Annotated in this window: 22 protein-coding genes; 14 read left to right on the plus strand and 8 right to left on the minus strand. The window is 70.3% G+C overall.

Annotation, left to right across the window (positions count from 1 at the left end; all coding sequences use genetic code 11):
• Positions 1–71: 71 nt before the first annotated feature.
• The 3 genes from PV679_RS05235 (at position 72) to PV679_RS05245 (ending at position 2632) form a co-directional block, all read left to right on the plus strand.
• Positions 72–674 (plus strand): hypothetical protein, encoded by a 603-nt coding sequence (locus tag PV679_RS05235; protein WP_319678830.1) that lies wholly within the window; start codon positions 72–74, stop codon positions 672–674.
• Positions 671–1717 (plus strand): PrsW family intramembrane metalloprotease, encoded by a 1047-nt coding sequence (locus tag PV679_RS05240; protein ID WP_319678831.1) that lies wholly within the window; start codon positions 671–673, stop codon positions 1715–1717. The genes PV679_RS05235 and PV679_RS05240 overlap by 4 nt, the downstream gene beginning before the upstream one ends.
• 141 nt (positions 1718–1858) lie before the next feature.
• Positions 1859–2632, plus strand: a complete 774-nt coding sequence (locus PV679_RS05245; protein ID WP_319678832.1) for a glucose 1-dehydrogenase — start codon at positions 1859–1861, stop codon at positions 2630–2632.
• Between the two features lie 83 nt (positions 2633–2715).
• Here the strand turns inward: PV679_RS05245 and PV679_RS05250 are convergent, their stop codons facing one another.
• Positions 2716–3702 carry a ScbA/BarX family gamma-butyrolactone biosynthesis protein gene (locus tag PV679_RS05250; RefSeq protein WP_319678833.1) on the minus strand — a complete coding sequence of 329 codons (987 nt, stop codon included), beginning with the start codon at positions 3700–3702 and terminating at the stop codon, positions 2716–2718.
• A gap of 167 nt (positions 3703–3869) precedes the next feature.
• Here PV679_RS05250 and PV679_RS05255 point away from each other — a divergent pair, with 167 nt between their 5' ends.
• The 8 genes from PV679_RS05255 to PV679_RS05290 all read left to right on the plus strand — a co-directional run bounded on the left by PV679_RS05255 (position 3870) and on the right by PV679_RS05290 (position 11384).
• Complete coding sequence (locus PV679_RS05255) at positions 3870–4574, plus strand: ScbR family autoregulator-binding transcription factor (protein WP_319678834.1); 705 nt, start codon at positions 3870–3872, stop codon at positions 4572–4574.
• 303 nt (positions 4575–4877) lie between these two features.
• Complete coding sequence (locus PV679_RS05260) at positions 4878–5537, plus strand: ScbR family autoregulator-binding transcription factor (RefSeq protein WP_319678835.1); 660 nt, start codon at positions 4878–4880, stop codon at positions 5535–5537.
• A gap of 196 nt (positions 5538–5733) precedes the next feature.
• Complete coding sequence (locus tag PV679_RS05265) at positions 5734–6564, plus strand: AfsR/SARP family transcriptional regulator (RefSeq protein WP_319678836.1); 831 nt, start codon at positions 5734–5736, stop codon at positions 6562–6564.
• A 514-nt stretch (positions 6565–7078) separates the two neighbouring features.
• On the plus strand, positions 7079–7864 hold the full coding sequence (gene fabG / locus PV679_RS05270; protein ID WP_319678837.1) for a 3-oxoacyl-ACP reductase FabG: 786 nt from the start codon (positions 7079–7081) through the stop codon (positions 7862–7864).
• 139 nt (positions 7865–8003) lie between these two features.
• Entirely contained in the window at positions 8004–8843 is an 840-nt protein-coding gene (locus PV679_RS05275; protein ID WP_319678838.1) for an NAD(P)H-binding protein, read from the plus strand.
• Between the two features lie 100 nt (positions 8844–8943).
• Positions 8944–9588 (plus strand): hemerythrin domain-containing protein, encoded by a 645-nt coding sequence (locus PV679_RS05280; RefSeq protein ID WP_319678839.1) that lies wholly within the window; start codon positions 8944–8946, stop codon positions 9586–9588.
• A gap of 64 nt (positions 9589–9652) precedes the next feature.
• On the plus strand, positions 9653–10216 hold the full coding sequence (locus PV679_RS05285; protein ID WP_319678840.1) for a DUF1772 domain-containing protein: 564 nt from the start codon (positions 9653–9655) through the stop codon (positions 10214–10216).
• A gap of 175 nt (positions 10217–10391) precedes the next feature.
• Positions 10392–11384, plus strand: coding sequence for an AraC family transcriptional regulator (locus PV679_RS05290; RefSeq protein ID WP_319678841.1), 993 nt, complete (start codon positions 10392–10394; stop codon positions 11382–11384).
• A gap of 98 nt (positions 11385–11482) precedes the next feature.
• Here the strand turns inward: PV679_RS05290 and PV679_RS05295 are convergent, their stop codons facing one another.
• The 6 genes from PV679_RS05295 to PV679_RS05320 form a co-directional block, all read right to left on the minus strand.
• On the minus strand, positions 11483–12157 hold the full coding sequence (locus tag PV679_RS05295; protein WP_319678842.1) for a 4'-phosphopantetheinyl transferase family protein: 675 nt from the start codon (positions 12155–12157) through the stop codon (positions 11483–11485).
• A complete protein-coding gene (locus PV679_RS05300) occupies positions 12154–13029 on the minus strand; it encodes an alpha/beta hydrolase (protein WP_319678843.1) in 876 nt (291 codons plus the stop codon). The genes PV679_RS05295 and PV679_RS05300 overlap by 4 nt, the downstream gene beginning before the upstream one ends.
• On the minus strand, positions 13026–13508 hold the full coding sequence (locus PV679_RS05305) for an SRPBCC family protein (protein WP_319678844.1): 483 nt from the start codon (positions 13506–13508) through the stop codon (positions 13026–13028). Before PV679_RS05305 ends, PV679_RS05300 begins: the two co-directional genes overlap by 4 nt.
• Positions 13509–13632: 124 nt before the next feature.
• Positions 13633–15186, minus strand: a complete 1554-nt coding sequence (locus PV679_RS05310) for an FAD-binding protein (RefSeq protein WP_319678845.1) — start codon at positions 15184–15186, stop codon at positions 13633–13635.
• Positions 15183–16745, minus strand: a complete 1563-nt coding sequence (locus PV679_RS05315) for a flavin-containing monooxygenase (RefSeq protein WP_416069656.1) — start codon at positions 16743–16745, stop codon at positions 15183–15185. The genes PV679_RS05310 and PV679_RS05315 overlap by 4 nt, the downstream gene beginning before the upstream one ends.
• 10 nt (positions 16746–16755) lie before the next feature.
• Positions 16756–17640, minus strand: coding sequence for a class I SAM-dependent methyltransferase (locus tag PV679_RS05320; RefSeq protein WP_319678847.1), 885 nt, complete (start codon positions 17638–17640; stop codon positions 16756–16758).
• A 189-nt stretch (positions 17641–17829) separates the two neighbouring features.
• Here PV679_RS05320 and PV679_RS05325 point away from each other — a divergent pair, with 189 nt between their 5' ends.
• The 3 genes from PV679_RS05325 to PV679_RS05335 are packed head-to-tail and all read left to right on the plus strand — an operon-like array spanning position 17830 to position 19838.
• Positions 17830–18090: a hypothetical protein gene (locus PV679_RS05325; protein WP_046502425.1), complete on the plus strand. Its 261-nt coding sequence runs from the start codon at positions 17830–17832 to the stop codon at positions 18088–18090.
• 9 nt (positions 18091–18099) lie between these two features.
• A complete protein-coding gene (locus PV679_RS05330) occupies positions 18100–19086 on the plus strand; it encodes a ketoacyl-ACP synthase III (RefSeq protein WP_319678848.1) in 987 nt (328 codons plus the stop codon).
• Positions 19083–19838 carry an SDR family NAD(P)-dependent oxidoreductase gene (locus tag PV679_RS05335; protein ID WP_319678849.1) on the plus strand — a complete coding sequence of 252 codons (756 nt, stop codon included), beginning with the start codon at positions 19083–19085 and terminating at the stop codon, positions 19836–19838. The genes PV679_RS05330 and PV679_RS05335 overlap by 4 nt, the downstream gene beginning before the upstream one ends.
• A gap of 168 nt (positions 19839–20006) precedes the next feature.
• Here PV679_RS05335 and PV679_RS05340 read toward each other — a convergent pair whose 3' ends face one another.
• Complete coding sequence (locus tag PV679_RS05340) at positions 20007–20936, minus strand: bacterial transcriptional activator domain-containing protein (RefSeq protein WP_319678850.1); 930 nt, start codon at positions 20934–20936, stop codon at positions 20007–20009.
• Positions 20937–21035: the final 99 nt, after the last annotated feature.

Consider the following 21035-nt stretch of genomic DNA (forward strand, 5'->3'; position numbering starts at 1 on the left):
CACAGGCTCGTCGACCACCCGTATGAGTCACTGACGCTGCGTAGGAGCCGCGCCTGGCCGACGGTGGGTGAATGGACTCCGCATCGGCCACCCGGCACTCACCTCCTCGGTCCTTCCGGTCCGCACGGTGGCCGGTCGTCGGCGTCCTGCTTGTCATGGCCGCTCTGACGGCCGGCTGGCCGCTGATCGACCAGACCCTCGACAACGGCGAGGGCCTGCGGGACGGCACGATCCTGGAACTGGGACCGGCGGACGACATCGCCACGCTGCGAGTGGTGGGCCCGGGCTGGGTGCTGAGCAAGTCGGCGAGCGATCCCGACTCGGCGTACACACTGTCCCGGGACGGCGTCGAGCTCGTCGCCGACTATGTCGATTTCCCCGGCACCGGCGGAGTCGCAGAGCTGTGGACGGGGCTGCGCAAGGTCCAGTCCGTCGCGGACGGCGACAGCCGCCTGGGCAGTCCCCGGCCGGTCATCAGCGCCGGGGGAGCGGTGGGCCGGACCGGGGCACTGATCCGGGACGGCCGGGCCGGTTCGGCCACCGTGTGGCTGCCGCCCGGGCGGAGTTACGCGGTGGAGGTCATCGTACTGGCGGAGCCGGGGACCGGACCGGGCCCGCTGGCCGACGCCACGGCCACGGCCCGCAGCGTCTCCTTTCCGGGGGAGAGGCTGTGACGACGGACGTCGCCTCCGCGGCGTACGCGTCCGTGCGCCGTCACCTGCGACGGCGGCCGGTCGGCTGGCTCTGCGCCGCTCTGTGCCTTCTGGGCGCGGCACTGATCATCTTCGAGTTCGCCGCCGTCATCCGCGTCTTTCCCGGCCTGGGGCTGCTGGCGCTGGCGCTGCTCGTGATCACTCTCGGTATCGGCGTGGCGGTGCTGAGGCGGCTACGGCCCATCCAGCCACCGCGGCGCGTGTGGACCTGGAGCGCCGTCGCCTGGGGAGCCACCGCGGCGACCGGCTGCGCCATCGTGGCCAATACGGGGCTGCAGGGCATCTGGTTCAAGGAGGCCGGTATCGACTTCGGATCCCGGTGGGCGGCGGCCCTCACCGCACCGCTGAACGAGGAACTCCTCAAACTCTCCGGGGTCGCGCTGATCGCCCTGGGCGCGCGGCGGCTGGTCCGGGGGCCGCTCGACGGGTTCTTCCTCGGCGCGTTCACCGGGCTGGGCTTCCAGGTCGTGGAGAACTGGACGTACGCGATGAACTCCATTCTGGCGAGTGGAGGAGTGAACGGGAGCACCGATGTCACGCAGTCCTTCGCCACCCGGGTCCTGCTGACCGGTCTGGGCTCGCACTGGGCGATGAGCGCCGTCGCCGGAACCGGGATCGGGATCCTGCTCGCCCATGACGACCGGCCCGCGCGCCGCCGGATCATTCCGGCGGTGCTCTGCGTACTGACCGCCATGGCCATGCACTGGTTCTTCGACTCGCCACTGCTGAACTCGGTCTGGGGCATCGTCGGCAAAGTGGCCGTCAACTTCCTTGTGGCCCTGGGATTTTATCTGACCCTGCGGCACCGGGTGCGGCGGCGGGCCCGTGCCTTTCTGCTGTCACCGAGGACCGCTCTCTCCGTCGACCTGCTCACCCGCCGCTCCCGGCGGCGCGCGCTGCGGAGGGTCCCGCCGACATGGCGTCCGGCCTCGCGGGCCCGGACCTCCGCGTATCTCGACGTGGTCGAGGAACACGCGGCGGACAGCACCGGACAAGCGTATTAGGTCGTGCCGCGCATGTGGCGCCGTCCGCCCGGAGGGCGTCGCCGGCCAGGTGGGACGTTCGCGACGCGCCCTGGCCGGTTGTCCGGCTTGGAAAAATCTCAAAGTGCTCCGCGACGGGCGGCCCACTGGCACACTCCGGCCATGTCGACCAACTCACTCATGCTGACCGGGAAAACCGCTCTCATCACCGGCGCGAGCAGCGGCGTCGGTGCCGCCGCCGCTGCGGTCTTCGCGCGCGAAGGGGCTTCGGTGGTGCTGTTGGCACGGCGGGAGGAGCGGCTCGCGGCCGTCGCGGAGAAAGTGAGAGAGGCGGGTGGGAAGGCGGAATACGTGGTGGGTGATGTGGCCAGGTCGAGCGATGTGGCCCGCGCGGTGAGGACGGCGGTGGAGTGTTTCGGAGGACTGGACGCGGCCTTCAACAACGCGGGCCTGGGCGCCCAGCAGACACCGCTGCATCTGACGGGCGACGACGAATACGAAACGATCATGGACACCAATGTCCGTGGTGTGTGGAACGGTCTGCGCCATCAGATCGCCGTGATGCTGGAGAGCGGCAGAGGTGGTTCGATCGTCAACAGCAGCAGTGTGGCCGGGCTGGTGGCGACACCCGTCTCCGCCGCGTATGTGGCGGCCAAGCATGCCGTGATCGGCCTGAGCCGGGCGGCCGCCGCGGAGTACGGAGCCCGGCGGATACGCGTCAACGCGATCGCGCCGGGCATGGCGGGCAGCGAGGTGGTGAAGGAGTGGTTCGACAGATATCCCGAGGCGGAGAAGTTACTTCACCGGTCGACCCCGCAGCCGCGCACGGCGGATCCGGTGGAGGTGGCCGAGGCCGCGGCCTGGCTGTGCAGTGAGCGGGCCTCGTTCGTCACCGGCGCGGTCCTTCCGGTGGACGGAGGTTTCACCGTGCTGTGAGACGGCTTCCCACCGCCCCGGGCCGAGTCGGCCGGCGCGCGCCGGTGCGGGCCGGGCCCGCACCGGCGGGACCCGCTCCGTCCTCAGGAGTCGGAGAGCGGCGCGCTGACGACGCAGCGGAACACCTCTTCGTCCTCCTGGTGGCCGGTCACCAGGACCGACGGGAGTCCGGCGAAGTCGCCGGGCATGTTCCGCGCCTCGATCCGGCACGGCAGGTCCAGCTCGGCGAAGCGCGGGAACTCGGCGGAGAAGCTGGTCAGTACGCAATGACCGGCACGCATCAGCGAGTTGGCGGCCTGGCGGGCCGCTTCGAGCAGGACCATGCCCGGGATGTGGTCGACCGGGTGGTCGAAGAGGATGGGGTGCCCGGGATCGGCACGGAGCTGCCAGACCTGGGCGTCGCCGGTCGGGGACAGCACCACGTCCAGCGGTGTGGAGCGGCCGACGCTGCCCGGCGGGACAGGCGTTCCCAGCGGCGGTCTCCGTACGCCGGAGGAGACGGCGCGCTCTCCGCGCAGTCGGCGGTAGACGGCGGGAGCGACGCAGTCGAAGGAGGCGCCGCCGGTGGCGACGGTCTGCCCGTCGCGGTGGACGACGGCCTCGTAGCGCAGCCCGGCGAGTTCGGCGCCGCGCCGCCGTATCCGCGAACAGGTGACGTCGAGTTCGAGGCCGGCGGGGACCTCACCGATCGCGAGATGCCGCGGCTCGACGGTGAGGGACAGGTCCCGCATGAGGAAATGGTGTCCCAGGGGTGTACCGAACTCGGTGTGCGCCAGCAGGGAACCGACCTGGCGGATTGTTTCCGCGGCCAGCAGCGGATCGTGGCGGCCCTGGACCGGGCTGAAGAAGCTGTGCAGCCGCGGCCATTGGGCCGTCACCGCGAAGCGGGCCTCGTCGGTCCTGTGCCAGCCGGTGAGCAGCACCTCCGCCACCGCGGCGCGGTGCACGAATTCTCTGGGCACCGTGGTGGTGAGTCGTGGCCCTGCCGGGACCCGGCCTTCGGTGCCGGCCGGCCGGGCCGGAGTCTCGGTGCGCGAAGGGCCGTCCATCCGGAATGCCATGTCGGACATGAAGTCTCCCCGTGGAGCACGGATGCGGGACGGGAGGGATCGAGCTCTCCCGGAGCCGGGGAATATACAGACCGCCCGGTTTAGTCGGTAGGCTTGACGTGGAACGGCAGAGGTCTCGTGTGCGGGCGGCGCGAAGACCTCTCGTACAGCACGACGGGAGCCACCGCATGGCGCAGCAACAGCGAGCGATCAGAACGCGCGCTGCGATCCTGGAGGCGGCGGCCTCGGTCTTCGACCAGTACGGCTATGACGCCGCCACGATCGCGGAGATTCTCGCACGGTCAGCGGTGACCAAGGGCGCTCTCTATTTCCACTTCCCGTCCAAGGAGGATCTGGCCCGGGGCGTGCTGCGCGCCCAGACCAGAGATCTTGTCGTGGGCCCGGCGGACTGGAAGGTCCAGGAGCTGATCGATGTGACGATGGTCGTGGCGCACCGCTCGCTGCACGACATGATCCTGCGGGCCGGTACGCGCCTGGCCGTGGAGCAGGGATCGGTCGACTTCTCCGACGACGGCCCCTTCCCGGTGTGGTCCCGGCTGAGCGAGGACCTGCTGGTCCAGGCCAAGGAGCGCGGAGAGCTCCTGCCGTATGTGAATCCGAGGGAGACCGCCGAGCTGCTCGTCGGTGCCTGGACGGGGATCCATGTCTACTCGCGGGTCATGGCCGGCCGTCAGGACGTCGAGCGCCGGGTCTCGGTGATGTGGGAACACCTTCTGCCCAGCATGGTGATGCCGCGTCTGCTGCTCGGACTGGATGTGGCGCACGACCGCGGCGCCCGGGTCGAAGCGGCCCGGATACTCGCCGCGGCGGAGACCACGGAGACGGCTGACGCGGCCGACCGGGCGGACGGCCGGGAGCCGGCCGACGGCTGAGGCGCCCCCGACGTCGCTCCACTGACGGGCCGTGACCGGTCGGCTGACGGGATGTGACCGAGCGGCTCCGCCGATTCGCCGATCCCACCGTCCGGTCACCGCTCCGACGAGGTTCATTCGATCAAGCCGCTCTCCAGCCGCGCTCCAGTGTGTCTTGAGTCGCTCTTGAGTCGCGGGGTCCCTCGGAGAGGGGCCGGCGGTCCAGAGTCGCGTATTCCTTATACAAACCGCGTCGACGGTTTGTTAATGTCGGGCCGCGTACCGCGCATCGCCTTCCGGTCTTCCCGACATCTGGAGACGTTGATGGTCAAGCAGGAGCGTGCCGCCCGTACGCGTCGATCGCTGATCCGGGCCGCCGCGGAGGTATTCGCACGCGAGGGGTTCGTGCCGGCGTCGCTCACCACGATCAGTCGGCGGGCCGGAGTGAGCAACGGTGCGCTGCACTTTCACTTCGACACCAAGGAAGCCCTGGCCAGGGCTGTTGAGGAGGAAGCCGGCCAGGAGGTGCGGCTGCTCACGGAGCGCTGCCGGGCGGAGGGGACGGAGGCGCTGCAACTGCTTGTCGACGCCACGCACGCGCTGATGCGCGGCCTCGACGAGAGCGTCGTCGTACGGGCCGGCTTCGAGCTGAGCGGCGATATCTCGCGTACCGGCGGCCTCGACCTGAGACGGCAGTGGCGGCGCTGGATCGAGAGCGTGCTGCAGCGCGCCGCGTCCGAGGGCAACTTGGCGGACGGAGTGTCGCCGGACGATGTGGTGTGTGCCGTCATGGCGGCAACGGTCGGTTTTGAGGTGTTGGGAGCACGGGACGACAAGGAGTGGATCTCGCGGCGTACGCTGACCCGGTTCTGGGAGCTGATACTACCGAGAATCGCCGCGCGGCGCGCTCTGGATACCGTGGTGACCTGCGGGTCCTGCTCACCGATGACCGTGCCGGGCCCCTGTGTCGAGAAGCCCGCCTGACCGGTCCGAAGTGCCCGAATCGAGCCCGGGTCATGATCGAAGAGTGAGATCGATGTACGGAGAGTTAACAAAAAACAGTCTGGACGGTTTGGTATTGACAAACCGTCTGTCCTGTTTTTGAATCCATGCGCAGCAATCGCACCCCGTGAGCGGCCTCGAACGGTACTGACTTCACCTGCAGGGATTGGGGAGACGCGTGGACATCGACGTACTGGGCGCATTGGCTGTGAGACAGAACGGGAAATCGATCACACCGACGGCACCCAAGCCGCGGCAGGTGCTCGCGTTACTGGCGCTCCACGCCGACCAAGTGGTGCCCGTGACCGCGCTGATCGAGGAGCTGTGGGCCGGCGGGCCGCCGCGCAGCGCCCGGACCACGCTCCAGACCTACGTGCTGCAACTCCGGTCCCTCATCGCGACGGCTCTGACACACGGGGCCGACGAAGGCGAGGAGCGGACCGCCAAGGATGTACTGGTCACCCTGCCGGGCGGCTACCGCCTCGACAGCGGCGGCGGGACGAGTGATGTCAGGGAGTTCGACCGGCTCGCCGGTCTCGGCTACCGGGCGATGGACGCCGGCGACCATCCGCGCGCGGCCCGGCAGTTGAGGGAGGCGCTCGCGCTGTGGAGCGGGCCGGCCTTCGCCGATGTGCAGGGCGGGGCCCAGCTCGACATGGAGATCAAGAGGCTGGAGGAGAGCCGGCTGTGCGCGCTCGACCAGCGGATCGAAGCCGATCTCCGGCTGGGCCGCCATCGCGAGCTGCTCGCCGAACTGACCGTGCTCGTCAGCCGTTACCGCACCCACGAGAATCTGCACGGCCAGTTCATGCTGGCGCTGTACCGCTCGGGGCGCCGCGGTGAGGCGCTGAACGTGTATCAGCGGTTGCGCGGCACGCTGGTGAGGGAGCTGGGTCTCGAACCGTCCGCGGGGCTGCGACGGCTGCAGCGATCGATTCTCATGGCGGGACCGGAGTCCGCGCCTCCGGCGGCGGAGACGCCTCGCGAGCCCCTCGTGCGCGTGAGCTGAAGCCCGGACGAGCACACACCGTAATGCCGCCGTCCGCTGCCGAGTGCTGTCCCGTGATCCCCGGCGGGCGCGCGACGGCAGCCGCGTCGCCTCGCCGCGTCGCCGGAACGCTCGAATACATCCCGTGTGCGAGCGCCCCTCCGCCTCGCGATCCACCGCGTCCGACGCCGCGCGCTGATCCACCAGGGATTACGGGACAGCCCTCAGCCGGGCGGCCGTGGAATCGGCCTTCCGCGCTTTCCGGCCGGGTCGCTTTCCGGTGTCAGGGCCGTTTGGGCGAATGGAAAAGAAATTCCGCCGGAACCGTCCGGTGGCCTTCAGGTGCCCTGCCGCGTGTGGCGAATAAGGGTCTTGGAGACGGACTTGACGGGTGCTCAAGAATTCAAGGACCAAAGTACGCGCGCGACTAACGTACCCGGCGTCGAAGAGGTGCGATTCGACGGGGATTCGACGAGGTACGGAGGAAAACCGTGGAGATTCACATTCCAGGTCGGCCGAGTGCCGGGGAAATCCGGTGAGGGCGCCAAGAAACCCGGTGGCCCTGATCACGGGCGCGACACGCGGGATAGGTCTCGGCGTCGCACGGGAACTGGGCCGGCGAGGTCATCGTGTGTTCATCTGCTCGCGGACGGCCCAAGAGGTGAAGCAGACCGTCGAGGATCTACGCGCGGAGGGACTGGAGGCCGAGGGCACGGTGGCCGACGTACGGGACCGGGCGTCGGTCCGCGCTCTGGTGGCCGCCGTCGTCGGACAGTTCGGCCCGGTCAACGTCCTGGTGAACAACGCGGGCCGGGGCGGCGGCGGGCCCACCGCCGAGATAACCGACGAACTCTGGTACGACGTCATCGACACCAATCTCAATGGTGTGTTCCTGCTGACCCGCGAGGTGCTGCTGAACGGCGGCCTGGTGGAGGCCGGTTACGGCCGCATCATCAACATCGCCTCGATCGCCGGGAAGCAGGGCGTTCTGATGGGAGCCCCGTACACCGCGTCCAAACACGGCGTCGTCGGCTTCACCCGGGCGCTCGGCAAGGAGCTGGCACCGGTCGGCGTCACGGTGAACGCGATCTGCCCGGGATATGTGGAGACCCCGATCGCCGAGCAGGTCCGGCAGGGGTATGCCGCCGCGTGGGACACCACCGAGGACTTCGTGCAGGAGCAGTTCGAGGCGAAGATCCCGCTCGGCCGGTACTCCACCACGGAGGAGGTCGCCGGCCTGGTCGGCTATCTCACGTCGGAGAGCGCCGCTTCCATCACCGCTCAGGCGATCAACGTCTGCGGCGGCATGGGCAACTCCTGAACTCCGGCCGGAACCGGCCCGGTCCGGAGAGGGCACCGGTGTCCGGCGAGCGCCTCCGCGGAGAGACCCTGGACGCACGCGTATGGAACTGAGCTTTGTGGCTATGTCGCGTCTCACGGGAGTGGACTTGACTGTACTCATGACTCAGACCACGCAGAACGCCCGGACAGAGACGAAGACGACCCTTGTCATCGGTGGCACCGGCAAGACGGGCCGCAGGGTCGCGGAGCGGCTCGCCGCACGGGGCCTGCCCGTACGGATCGGCTCGCGCAACGCCGATGTGCCCTTCGTGTGGGAAGATCCCGCCACCTGGGAGGGCGCGCTCGAAGGTGTCGGAGCCGTATACGTCACTTACTATCCGGACCTCGCCTTCCCCGGCGCCGCCGAGGCCGTCGGAGCGTTCGCGAAGGCCGCCGTCGCCGGCGGCGCGCGCCGCCTTGTGCTGCTCTCCGGCCGAGGCGAGGAGGGCGCGCGGATCAGCGAGGACAAGCTGAAGGAGTCCGGCGCGGACTGGACGGTCGTGCGGGCGAGCTGGTTCAACCAGAACTTCAGCGAGAGCTTCTTCCTGGAGCCCGTCCTCGCCGGTGAGCTGGCCCTTCCGACCGGCGACTCCGTTGAGGCGTTCCTGGACGCCGACGACATCGCCGATGTGGCCGTCGCCGCGCTGACCGATCCCAAGCACATCGGCAAGACCTACGAGCTGTCCGGTCCGCGGCTGCTGAGCTACGGCGATGTTGCCGACGAGCTGTCCAAGGCCACCGGCCGGACGATCGCCTACATCCCGGTCACCAAGGACGCGTACCGCGCCGTGCTGGCGGAGAACGGCCTGCCGGTCGAATTCGCGGATCTGTTCGGCATGGTTCTCGACGGGCGCAACGCGCACCTGGTGCACGGTGTGGAGGAAGCCCTGGGCCGTAAGCCCCGCGACTTCTCCGAGTTCGCCCGCGACGCCGCCGCGAGCGGCGTCTGGAACGTCTGACCACGTAGTACGGCCGGTGGCGCCGGCCGCGGAGGACTTCCGCGGCCGGTACCACCGCCGGGGCCCTGAGAGAACGACGCAGCACCATGAGGAGGCGGCCATGAGTACCCCCATGTCCAGCGAGCACGGACTCCGTTCCCTGCCCGGTCACTTCCACGGATTCGCGCTGATGCACATCGCGATGCGCCGTGACGCCCAGCGGCTGCTCGCCGCCGCGCCCGTCCTCACCAGTGCCGGGCTCGGCCCGGCCGGTGTCTGGTGGCAGCAACTGCGCGACATCATCGACTGGCACCACCGCAGCGAGGACGATGTGCTCTGGCCCGGACTGCTCAGGACGGCGCCGGAGTTCGCCGCCGAGGCGCGGCTCCTCGGCGAGGACCACGCGGTCCTCGACCGGGCCATGGACGCGGTCACGTCCGCACTCCGGGGCGACGCGCCGGTCGTCACCGCCGCCACCCGCTTCGGCTCCGTCCTCCGCGACCACCTCAGGGACGAGGAGGCGGTGTCCTTCCCCGTCTTCGCCCGGCTCTCGCCGGACGAGTACCTCGCGGTCGAGCGGAAGGTGATCGCCAGCGCGCCACTGAAGGTGATGAGCTCGCTGCAGCCCTGGATGTTCGACGGCGCGGACCGGCGTTCCGTGGCCCAGGTGGCCGCGACCATCCCGCCGCCCGTCCGGCTGATCGGCAACACCGTGCTGCGGCGGCGCTACGAACGCACCCTCGCCGGTGTGACCAGGCCGTCCTGACCGCACCGTCCACTCTCATGGCGCCGCGCCCCGGCCCCGACGACCGACCGGATGAGGAAGCCCGATGCACACCGTTCCAGCCGCACCCGGCGCCTCGCCGGTGACCCTCGGCCGCCGTGACGCGGCCGCCCGCCCCGTGCTCGTCGCCGCCGCTGTCGGCACCGGACTGATGGCGGGGCTCTATTTCGCCTTCGACGTGTCGGTCATGCCCGGCCTCGCCGGAGCCGACGACCACACCTTCGTGACCGTGATGCGGAGCATCAACGAGGTCATCGACAACAGCGCCCTGTTCGGCCTGCTGTTCGTCGGCGTGTTCCTCGCCACGGGGATCGCCGCCGCTCTCCAGCGGCGCCTCGGGCATCCGGACGCCGCGCGCTGGACCCGGGCCGCCTTCGCCCTCTACGCGCTGTCCGTCGTGATCACGATGTGCGTCAACATCCCGCTCAACAGGATGCTGGCCCGGCCCGGTCCGTCGCCAGGAAACACCGATTTCGGCGCGCTGCGCGGCAGCTTCGAGCGGCCCTGGGCCGCTGCCAACATCGTCCGCACGCTGGCCTGTACGGCGGCCCTCGGTGCCCTCGGACGCGCTCTCGTCCTGCACGGCCGAGGCGCGGCCGCCCGGCCCTGACCCACCGGATGACCGGCCGGCCGCCGGCGTCCGCCCCGGACCGCGCCCGCCCTCCTAATCGTTCCCCCGCGGGGAGGGCGGGCGCGCCTCATCGCGCCCGCTGTGACATCGCTCCTCCTGAGACGGATCTGTCGAATCCGGTGACCATTCATACGGAGACGTCTAAGGTGATGACATGGACACACTGACCGGTCTGCTCGAAGGTCCGAAGGCCCGCGGCGCGTTCCTGCTCAAGTCGGTCTTCAATCCGCCGTGGTCCCTCCGGGTGGAGGACCGCGCGCCCATCTCCGTGGTGACGATGGTGCGCGGCGACGCGTGGGTGCTTCCCGACAACGGGCGTCCCGTCCAACTGCGGCCCGGAGACGTCGCGGTGATGCGCGGCCCCGACGCCTACACCATCTCCGACCGGCCCGAGACGGCCGTCCAGATCGTCGTCGGGCCCGAACAGCGCTGCAACACCACCGACGGCGAGGACGTCACCGAGACCATGGCGCTCGGAGTACGCACCTGGGGCGACGACACCCGGGTCGGCTCCGCGGTGATGCTCAGCGGCACCTACCAGGCGCCCAGCGAGATCGGCCGGCGGCTGCTGGCCGCGCTGCCCGTACTGCTCGTCCGCCCCGCCGAAGCCGGCGACAACCCGCTCGTACACATCCTCGCCGCGGAGATCGGCAAGGACGAGATCGGCCAGGAACTGGTCCTGGACCGGCTGCTGGACCTGCTGCTCGTCAGTGTGCTGCGCACCTGGCTCGCGGCGCCCGAGTCCGGCGCTCCCGCCTGGTACCGCGCCCAGAGCGACCCGGTGGTCGGTCCGGCGCTGCGGCTGCTGCACGAACAGCCGGGAAAGGCCTGGACGGTGGCGTCGCTCGCGGACACCGTCGGAGTCTCCCGGGCTGGACTCGCCCGCCACTTCACGCAGCTCGTCGGGGAACCGCCGATGGCGTATCTGACGGGCTGGCGCCTCACACTCGCCGCGGACCTGCTGCGTGAGCCGGACGCGACCGTGGCGACGGTGGCCCGCCGGGTCGGCTACAGCGGGGCCTTCGCGCTGAGCGCCGCCTTCAAGCGCGTACGCGGCGTGAGCCCTCAGGAGTTTCGCAGAGGCGGCCGGGCCGAGTCCGCCGGGCGGCCCGGCGCGCCGGCCCGGACGGTGGTGCTGGACCGCTGATTCCGCCGGGGCCCGGCCGCCTCGGCGAGGCCGGTTCGCGGGTCGCCGTCGGCGCCGTACCGCACGCGGTCGAGGTATCACGCGGTCCCGGCGGATGCTTACCGAGCCTCCGGCGTCCGCACTCCCACCGCCGCCGTCACCAGCAGTTCTCCGCGTATCAGCCACCGGCCGGCGAACCGGGTGTACGCGCGCGGAGGCGGGTCGGCCGGGTGCAGCCGCGCGGTGAACGTACCGGCCGGGCCGAGCCGCACCTCGGCGTCGGCGAAGCCCAGCCAGCGTCCCGCCGACGGGAACCACGCCTTGTAGACCGCTTCCTTCGCCGAGAACAGCAGCCGGTCCCAGGACGGCCCGGGACGCTCGCGCGAGAGCCGTTCCAGCGCCTCCCGTTCCGGACCCGAGGCGACGAGCGCGAGCACACCGCGCGGCAGCGGAAGAGCCGGCTCCGCGTCGATACCGAGTGCGGTCACCTCCGCCGACCTGGCCACGACCGCCGCGCGGTAGCCGTCGCAGTGCGTGATGCTGCCCACCACCCCGGCCGGCCACAGCGGAGCGCCGCCGGGCCCCGGCAGCAACGGAGCGGGCGCCAGGCCGAGTTCGGCGAGAGAGCGTCGCGCGCAGGCGCGTGCCGTGGCGAATTGCCGCTGCCGCCGCGGCCGTCGGCCCGCCATCAGGGCCGCCTCCTCGGGAAACAGCGGAGCGGGCGCCAGATCGTCGAACGCTTCGGCCGACCTGACGCCCGGAGGCAGAATCTCCTCGATCACCGTGCGGGTCACGCGCGCGACCGGGCGACCAGCCCGGCGACCGCGCGTACGATCTCGGCCGGCCGCTCCAGCGGCAGCATGTGGCCGGCGCCCGGGAGCAGGTCGAACCGCGCGTCCGGCAGCGCGTCGGCGACCGCGCGGCCCAGCTCCGGCCCGACGACCCGGTCGTGCTCACCCGCGAGCACCACGGCGGGCACCCGCACCGCCGCCAGTCCCGCGCGCAGATCCATACCGCGCGACGAACGGAAGCAGTCGGCGCGCACCCGCGGCGAGAGCGCCGCGAACATCTGCCGGTTGACTTCCAGAGCGTACGGATCGGCCTTCTTGCCCATCGTCTGGCCGAGCAGCCGCCGGCCCAGCGCCGGCCGCCTCAGGGCCCGCGAGAACAGCGCGCTGCCCATCATCCGTACCTCGCTGTCCGGTGTCTCCTGGTCGTGCGCGGCGGTGCCCAGCAGCACCAGCCCGCGCAGCCGCCGCGCGGCGGCCGGGTCGGCGGTGGCGTACGCCATGGCGGCGAAACCACCACCGGAGTGCCCGACGAGCACCGCGTCCCGGGAACCGGTCTCGCCCAGCACGGCGGCCAGGTCCTCACCGAACCGCCGTACGGCGATCGGCTCCTTGCCCAGACTCGACGCGCCGTGCCCGCGCTGGTCGTACAGCACCACCCGGTGACCGGACCGGATCAGCCGGTCGGTGACCGTGCTCCAGACCCGCCGGCCGGCCGCCCAGCCGTGCGCGAGCACGACCGTCGTACCGCTGCCGGCACCGGCGCACAGCGGAGCGAGGACGGTGACGGCGAGAGCCGCGCCGTCGTCCGTACGTACCGTGGTCTCCCCGGCGAGGGAGACGGCGGCGGCCGTGGTGGCCGCTGTGGTGCGGCTCATCGCGCCCTCACGCCTTTCGCGAGCCGCTTGTCGAGCGCGGCGAAGGCCGCGAGCGTCGCCTTCGAATGCTCCGCGCCGATGTCGGCGACCTTGGAGATCAGCTTCAGCTTGCCGTGCGGCCGGCCCCGGAAGTGCATGCTGACCCGGGTACGGCGGCCGTCGTCCAGCGGCTCCAGGATGAAGTCGCTCGGGCCGCGGAAGACACCGTCGACATACTCGACGCTGAGCCTGCGGCCCGGTTCGACCGACCGCGTACGCGCGGTGAAGCGGAGCTTGAGGCCACCGTTGTCCACGCCCTTGGTGTGAACCGTCACCGCGACCTCGCCGCCCACCACGTCGGGCGCGCCGGTCACGGTCTCGAAGGTGTTGTGCGGGACCCACCAGGCGGCGGCACCGCGGAACTCGGCGACGAGCGCGTTCCAGACGACGTCCGTGGGGGCGTCGACCACCGCCTCGTCGATGATGTCGTAGCCGTTCATGCCAGTCTCCCTGGGTGGGGCGGCGGAGTTGATACGGAGAGGCGGGAGCAGGGCCCGTGGAGAGGCCCCGCTCCCGTGCGGTCCGGCCGGTGCGGCCGGACCCGGCCGGGCGGGGAGGCCCGGGTCAGTCGAAGAAGCCCTGGCCGGGAGTGAGGACGCCGGCCGGGTCGTAGCGCCGCTTCGCGTCGCGGAGGCCGCTGTAGCGGTTGCCGAAGTGCCTCTTCCACTCCGCCGGGGTCATCCCGGGGACGGCACCGACGAGATAGCGCTTGGCGCCCAGCGCGACGGCCTTGTCGTACAGCCGCCGGTTCTGCTCCAGCATCCCCTGGATGTCCGGTTCGCCCGGGTGAGGAAAGCGCAGCAGGTCGAAGAGGTAGGCCACCGGCTCATTCGGCTGCACGGCCAGCGGCCGCTTCAGCTTCGACGTCCGGTAGGGATAGGTGAGCAGGAAGCCGCCGCCGAGGTCGTTCGAGGTCAGCTCGGCCTGCGCGATGTCGAGGAACCGCTTGGCCTTGGAGGCCGGAAGGAACAGGCTCAGCCAGGGCTTCGGCTGGTCCCAGTAGCCCGCCTCCTTGAGGTAGTCCACGTACGCGTCGAAACGGAAGATGTAGTCGCGGAACGTCATGTCGTCGATGACGGCCTCGGCGCGGACGTCCCGCAGCCCCGCGATCAGCGGCTCCCGGGCCGGAGCGGTGCCGGTGTAGACGGCCCCGAGCTCCAGCTTGAAACGCCAGCCCGAGTCGTCCGCGGTACGGAGCATCTCGCCGGCCTGCACTTCGAACCGCCCGCCGGCCAGCACCTTCTCCGCGTCGGCGAGATACGCCGCGGCGTCGTCGTAGACGAGGCTGAAGACGACGATCCGCTCCTTGACCGGGACGATCTTGATGGTGACGCGGACGATGATGCCCACCTGGCCGCCGCCGACCAGCGCGGCGTTGAACAGATCCGGGCGCACCGTCGCGGAGGCGGTGAGGAGCTGTCCGGCGCCGGTGACGATGTCGAGCGACTCGATCGTGTCGACCGCCAGACCGTACTTGCCGACGGTGCCGCCGATGCCGCCGACGCTCAGCGTGCCGCCCACCGACAGATGCATGTAGTCCGGCATGGCCGGCGGCGTCCTGCCCTTCGCCATGGCCGCGTCGGTGAGCTGCGCCCAGGTGGCACCCGCCTCCACGACGGCCGTGGTGGAACCGACGCTGACGACCTTCGACAGACCGCGGGAGTCGATCGAGATGCCGCCAGGGACCGCCGCCTGGCCGTAGTTGGAGTGCGATTCGAGGTCGTCACCGGTGCCGCTGCGCCCGTTCGCGGCGATCTTGAGATCGTTCGTCCGGGCGAAGTCGACCATCTTGACGACGTCGTTCACCGAGCCGGGCACCAGCACGGCCCACGGCACGGTGTTCGTCACCAGATTGCCGAAGTCCTTGCTGAACGGCGCGAGGTCGGCTCCGGAGGTCTTCAGCGTGCCGTCCAGCGGAGGCACGGGCGTCACATGACCGCCGCCGTGCCCGCCTCCGTGACCGCCGCCGTGGCCCCGGCCGGACTCGGCCGCCGTGGCCCAGGTCTGTGTGGCCGCGTTCCAGCCCACCACTGTCGCGGCGGTGGCGCCGATCGCGCCGAGGACTCTTCGCCGAGAAGGCGTATGGGTGTTCATCTGGTCCGTTCTCCCGTTCGTCATACGTGGTTCACGGCCGGTCGCCCGGCGCCGACAGTGGTGGCGAGCCGGTACTCGCCCAGGTCGAAGTGCTTGGTCTGAGCGCGGAACCGCCAGGTGTAGGTGGGCCAGATCGACGGGTTGCGGCCGCTGCTGTCCAGGTACCAGCTCTTGCAGTTGCCGGCGTTCCAGACCGTGCCGTCGAGCCGCTTGTCGAGCCGCGCGTTGTACGCCTTCTGCGCCTCCTCGCGCACCTCGACGCTGGACAGACCGCGCCGGTCCATCTGCTTCAGCGCGTCGAGCACATAGGCGATCTGCGCCTCGATCATCACGACCTGCGAGGAGTGGCCGAGCGTCGTGTTCGGGCCGAGCAGCATGAACAGATTCGGGAATCCGGCGACGGTCGTACCGCGGTGCGCGGACATGCCCTCGCTCCACGCCTCCCGGAGCTGGACCCCGTCCCGGCCCCAGATCCGCTGGGCGACCGGACGGTCCACGGCGCGGAACCCGGTGCCCAGGATGATCGTGTCGACCTCGCGCTCCCGGCCGTCCTTGGTGACGACGGACTTGGCCCGGACATGGTCGATGCCGTCGGTGACGACCTCCACGTTGGGCTGCTGGATCGCCGGGTAGTACGTGTTCGAGAACAACAGCCGCTTGCACGCCATCACATAGTCGGGCGTGAGCCGCTCCCGCAGCGCCGGGTCCTTGACGCTCTTCCTGAGATGGTCGGAGGCCATCTTCTGCATCTTCCCGGCGACCTTGGGACGGGCCATGACGAAGGCCAGGATCTCCCGGCCCCACATATTGAAGTTGCGCCGGAAATTCTGGTAGCCGGGCAGGCCGCGCAGCAGTCTGGCCTGGAGCGGGCTGGTGGGCTTGTCGCTCTTGGGGCCGATCCACGGAGGCGTGCGCTGGTAGAGGTCGAGCTGTCCCACCTCGGGCTGGATCTTCGGTACGAACTGGATGGCGGAGGCGCCCGTACCGATGACGGCGACGCGCCTGCCGGCCAGATCGTGGTCGTGGTTCCAGCGGGACGAGTGGAACACCGTTCCCTCGAAGTCCGCGAGTCCCGGCACATCGGGCACGGCCGGCTCACTGAGATAGCCGGTGCCCGTGACCAGGACCTGAGCGGTGTACTCGCCGCCCGAGGTCTCGATGTGCCAGTACCGGGTGTGGTCGTCCCAACGGGCGGCGATCAGCTCGTGGTTGAACCGGATGTGCGGGCGGACCCCGAAGCGGTCGGCGCAGTCGCGCAGATACGCGTACAACTCGTCCTGCTTGCCGAAGGTGCTCTTCCAGTTCGGGTTCTGGGCGAACGAGAAGGAGTAGAGATGGGACATGACGTCACAGGCGCACCCCGGATAGGTGTTGTCGCGCCAGGTGCCGCCCACCTCGTCGGCCCGTTCGAAGACCAGGAAGTCGTCGGTGCCCTTCTGGAGCAGCCGGATGGCCGTCCCCAGACCGGAGAAGCCGGTGCCGATCACCGCGACCCGCAGATGACGGGTCGGGCCCCGGCCGGCCGGCTGCTCCGTCCCGTTGCTCAGCCCGTCACCGCGGGCGGGTTCGAGAATGCTCGTCACGGCGGCCTCCTCAGCCCCTGCGCGCGATGGTGACGCGGAAGTTGTTGAAGAACTTGTCCTCAAGCGTGTACGCGAAGATGTCGAGATAGCGCTCGAAGCGGGCCACGACCTCCTCGCCCTCCAGCGCGACGGCGCTCTCGCGGTCCGCGGCCAGCCGCTTCAGCCAGGCACGGCACGCCAGCGCGAAGGACTCCCGCTCGTTGACGATCTCCACGACCTCGAAGAGCCCCTCCGCGGCCGCGGTCAGCTCGTGGAGGTGCGGGATGTGCATCCCCTCGAACTCGGAGCGCTGAAGGAACTTCAGGTCGGCGAGGAGCGTCCGGTTCATCGGTTGCGCCTCGGCGGTCATGGTGTGCAGGACGAACCTCGCACCCGGGTTCAGCGCCTTGTGGACCTGGTTGAAGAAGAAGCGGTAGCGCCTGGTGCGCTCGCGCGGCGCCAGGTTGGAGGAGACGAAGTGCTCCAGCGCGTTGATGCAGAACGCCGCGTCGTACTTGTCGTCCGTCTCGTGGTCCGCCCAGCTCTCCACCCGTGTGGTGACGCGCGGGTTGTCCAGGCCGGCGATGAACGACTCCTGGGTACGGCTCAGTGTGAGACCGACCGCCCGCTCCACGCCGTGGACGGTGGTGAGGCGGTTCAGCATGGTGCCCCAGCCGCAGCCGATGTCCAGGACGCGCCGGGTGCCCGCGGCGCCGGCGAGCTCGGCGAACACGTCGAGCTTGCGCTCCTGCGCCTCGTCCAGCGTCCCGACGAGGTCCTCGCCCTGCTCCCAGTAGCCGCCGGAGTACATCATGGTCGGGCCCAGCAGAAGCCGGTAGAAATCGTTGCTCACCTCGTAGTGGTGCCTGACCGCGTCGACCTCGGGGTCCACGGATCTGGGGGCGACCGTTGTCATCCTCGACCTCTTTCCTGGCGTTGTTCGGCGATCCGCTCGTTCCGGCCGTTGATCCGGTCACGAGGAAAGCGCGTCGCTCGCAACAGATGTGCAAGACGGCGACGGACCGGCCATGTTGCGCCCCGGTTGCGCGAGCCGCGCTTCCATGCCTCTCGAAACCGGATGCACCGCGAGAGAGGACCGAAGCTCATGACGCTGCCCACCATCGAAGAACTGGCGAGCCAGCTTGAGGCCGTGTCGGGCGCCCAGGAGGTCAGCCCCGATGCTCCGCTGCAGCACATCGCGGACGTCGACTCGCTGGATCTGATGGAGTGGCTGTACGGGTTCCAGAACCAGTACCCGGACATCCCCGCCGACGAGTCGCTGTTCGCGGACCTCGACGACACGACCACGCTGCGGCATGTGTACGAGCGGATCCTCGCGCTCGTCCCGCAGCCGGCGCAGGCGTAGCGAGCGCCCGTGAACGGCTTCGACATCACCGGGTGGGGCATGGCCGTACCCGAGCGCAAGGTCACCAGCGTGGAGCTCGCGGAGCGTTTCGGTGTCGACGAGAACTGGATCGTCAGCCGCTGCGGTATCCGGGAGCGCCGGGCCGTGGGACCGGGACAGACGACCGCCTCCCTGGCCGTCGAGGCCGGCCGGCGCGCACTGGAGAAGGCCGGCCTGACCGGTGGCGACATCGCGCATCTCATTGTCGCCACCGCCACGCCCGAGCAGCCGTCGCCGGCGACGTCCGCGTTCGTCCATCACGACCTGGGCATCGCCGGCAGCGCGCACGACGTCAACTCCGAGTGCGCGGGCTTCGTCTACGGACTGGTGTCGGCGATGGCGCTGATCGCCATCGACCCCCGGCCGATCCTGCTGATCGGCTCCGACACGCACACGCTGACGGCCAACCCCGCCGACCGGGACCTGTCCATCCTCGTCGGCGACGGCGCCGGCGCGGTCGTGCTGCGGCCGGGGCCCGAGAACCGGGTCAAGGCATGGAATCTCGGCGCGGACGGATCCTGCACCGGCAGTCTGAAGGTGCTGGCGGGCGGCAGCCGGATGCCGACCACCGAGGAGACGGTCCGCGAGGGACTGCACTTCGCCAAGATCAACGGCAATGAGATCTATCTCAACGCCGTTCGCTACACGGTCCGTACCGTCCGCGAAACGCTGGAGAGCGCCAAGGTCGACGCGGCCGACGTGGACCACGTCATCCCGCACCAGGCCAACATCCGGATCATCAACTCGATCCTCAGCCACACCGGTCTGCGGTCCGAGGCCCTGGTCACCAATCTGGAGCGGTACGGCAACACGGCCTCCGCGTCCATCCCGATCGCGCTCACCGAGGCGCTGGAGGACGGCCGGATCCAGCACGGCGACCTGGTCCTGCTGGCGGGCTTCGGCGCCGGGATGACCTGGGGATCGATGCTCCTGGAGTGGGGCGGGGAGAGGAAATGAGCCGTAACAGCGAGCCGGGCAGCCGTCCCGAACAGCCGGTGGCCCTGGTCACCGGGGCGTCCGGCGGGCTCGGGCAGGCACTGGCACTGGAACTCGACGCGCTCGGCTGCCGGGTCGCCGTCCACTACAACAGCTCGGAAGCCCAGGCCCGGGCCGTCCAGGAGAAGCTCGGCAACGACTCGGTCGTCGTCACCGGTGATATCGGATCCTGGGACGCCGTCACCGCGATGTACGCGCGGATCAGCGAGCGGCTCGGTCCCGTCGACGTACTCGTCAACAACGGCGCCATCCGCAAGGACGCGCTGATGGCGATGCAGTCCCCGGCGGACTGGCAGCAGGTGATCCAGACCAATCTCGTCGGTTCGTTCCACACCGCGCGGGTGTCCGTGCCGTACATGCTCCGCCGGCGGTGGGGACGGATCATCAATGTGGTGTCGCCCTCCGGCCTCATCGCCACGGCCGGCCAGACGGCGTACTCCGCCTCCAAGGCCGGTCTCATCGGCCTCACCCGCACCCTGGCCGCCGAGTGCGGCCGGCGCGGAGTGACCGTGAACGCGCTGTCCCCGGGGTTCATGATCACCGGTATGACGAAGGACCTGCCCGGCCGGGTGATCGAGGGAATGGAGGACAAGGCCCCCATCCCGCGCTTCGTGACGGTCGAGGAGGTGGCCCGCAGCGCGGCCCTCTTCCTGGACCAGGACTGTATGACGGGCCAGGTCATCAGTATCGACAGCGGGGTCTCGATCACCTGAGACCGCTGTCCTCGGAACCCGTGCGGCCGGTGCGTCCCACAGCGCTCCGGCCGTCCGGCATGCCCCGGCCGTACGGCAGGACACCGTGCCCCGACCGGCCGGCAGGCGAAAACCAGCGGCGGCCCGGCACAACTGCCGGGCCGCCCGCGGATGTTCCGCCGCACTCCGTCAGGCCACACGCCGGTCAGGCGCCGGCCGGGACCGGCCCGCCGGATGGGTGAGACAGCCGTCGGCCGTCAGCGAGCACGGCCGCGGCGCGTTGGGCCCCGGATCGAGGGCTTCGAACATGCCCATCAGCACCGGATCCAGCCGGGTGACGGCCCTGGGCTCGGGCCGCGGCCGTGGATCAGGGCTGCGCAGCAGCTCCAGATAGGCCGCCTGGCTCTCCGGCGCCGGATCGATCCCCAGCTCCTCCGCGAGAACCTCCCTGAGCTGCTGATACGTACGCAGCGCCTCGGCGCGGTTGCCCGCCGTACGGTGCGCGGCCATCCGGCAGCGGTAGGCGCTCTCCCTGAACGGCGCGCGCCGCACGGCCTCTTCGGCGTACCGCAGCGCGTGGTGCTCGTCGCCGAGAGCGGCCGAGGCCAGGCTCGCCGTCTCCAGCGCGGACAGCCGGAGCTCGTCGAGGTGCTCCCGCACACTGTTGACCCACTCGCCCTCGTGGGCCGGGAGGAATGACCCGCGTAGATTCGCCACAGCGGCGGCCGCGAGCTGCTGCGCGACGGCGTAGGAGCCGGTCGCGTACGCCTCGGCCGCCTCCGTCGCCGCCTCCTCGGCGCACTCGACATCGACGGCGGCCTCCTCCGGGAGGCGGAGCAGGTACCGGCCGCCCTGCGCGACGAGCGGTGTGACGCCCGGCTGCTGCCGAGGGAAGGTGACAAAGGTACGGACCCGGCTGACGACACTGCGCAGGGCCGAGGCCCAGGTGTCGGGCAGCCCGTCGGGCCAGACGGTGTCGGCCAGTTGGTCCCGGCTCGTACCGCCGGTCCGTTCAAGGATGAGCCGGGCGAACGCGACTTGCGCCTGAGCGCTGGACAGATGCTGTGGCGGAGCCCCTTCGGGCTCGATCGTGACGAGACCAGCAAGTCTGATGAGCACGCTGTACTCCCCGGAGCGGTCGGGTGTCTGCGGGTCGCACCGGCGGCGGCTGCCGCCGGCGAGAGTGTCGGAATTGCACCAGGGGGTCCGTCAGATCGT

Origin of the sequence: Streptomyces sp. AK02-01A, from assembly GCF_033795305.1 — a bacterium.
GTDB lineage: Bacteria > Actinomycetota > Actinomycetes > Streptomycetales > Streptomycetaceae > Streptomyces.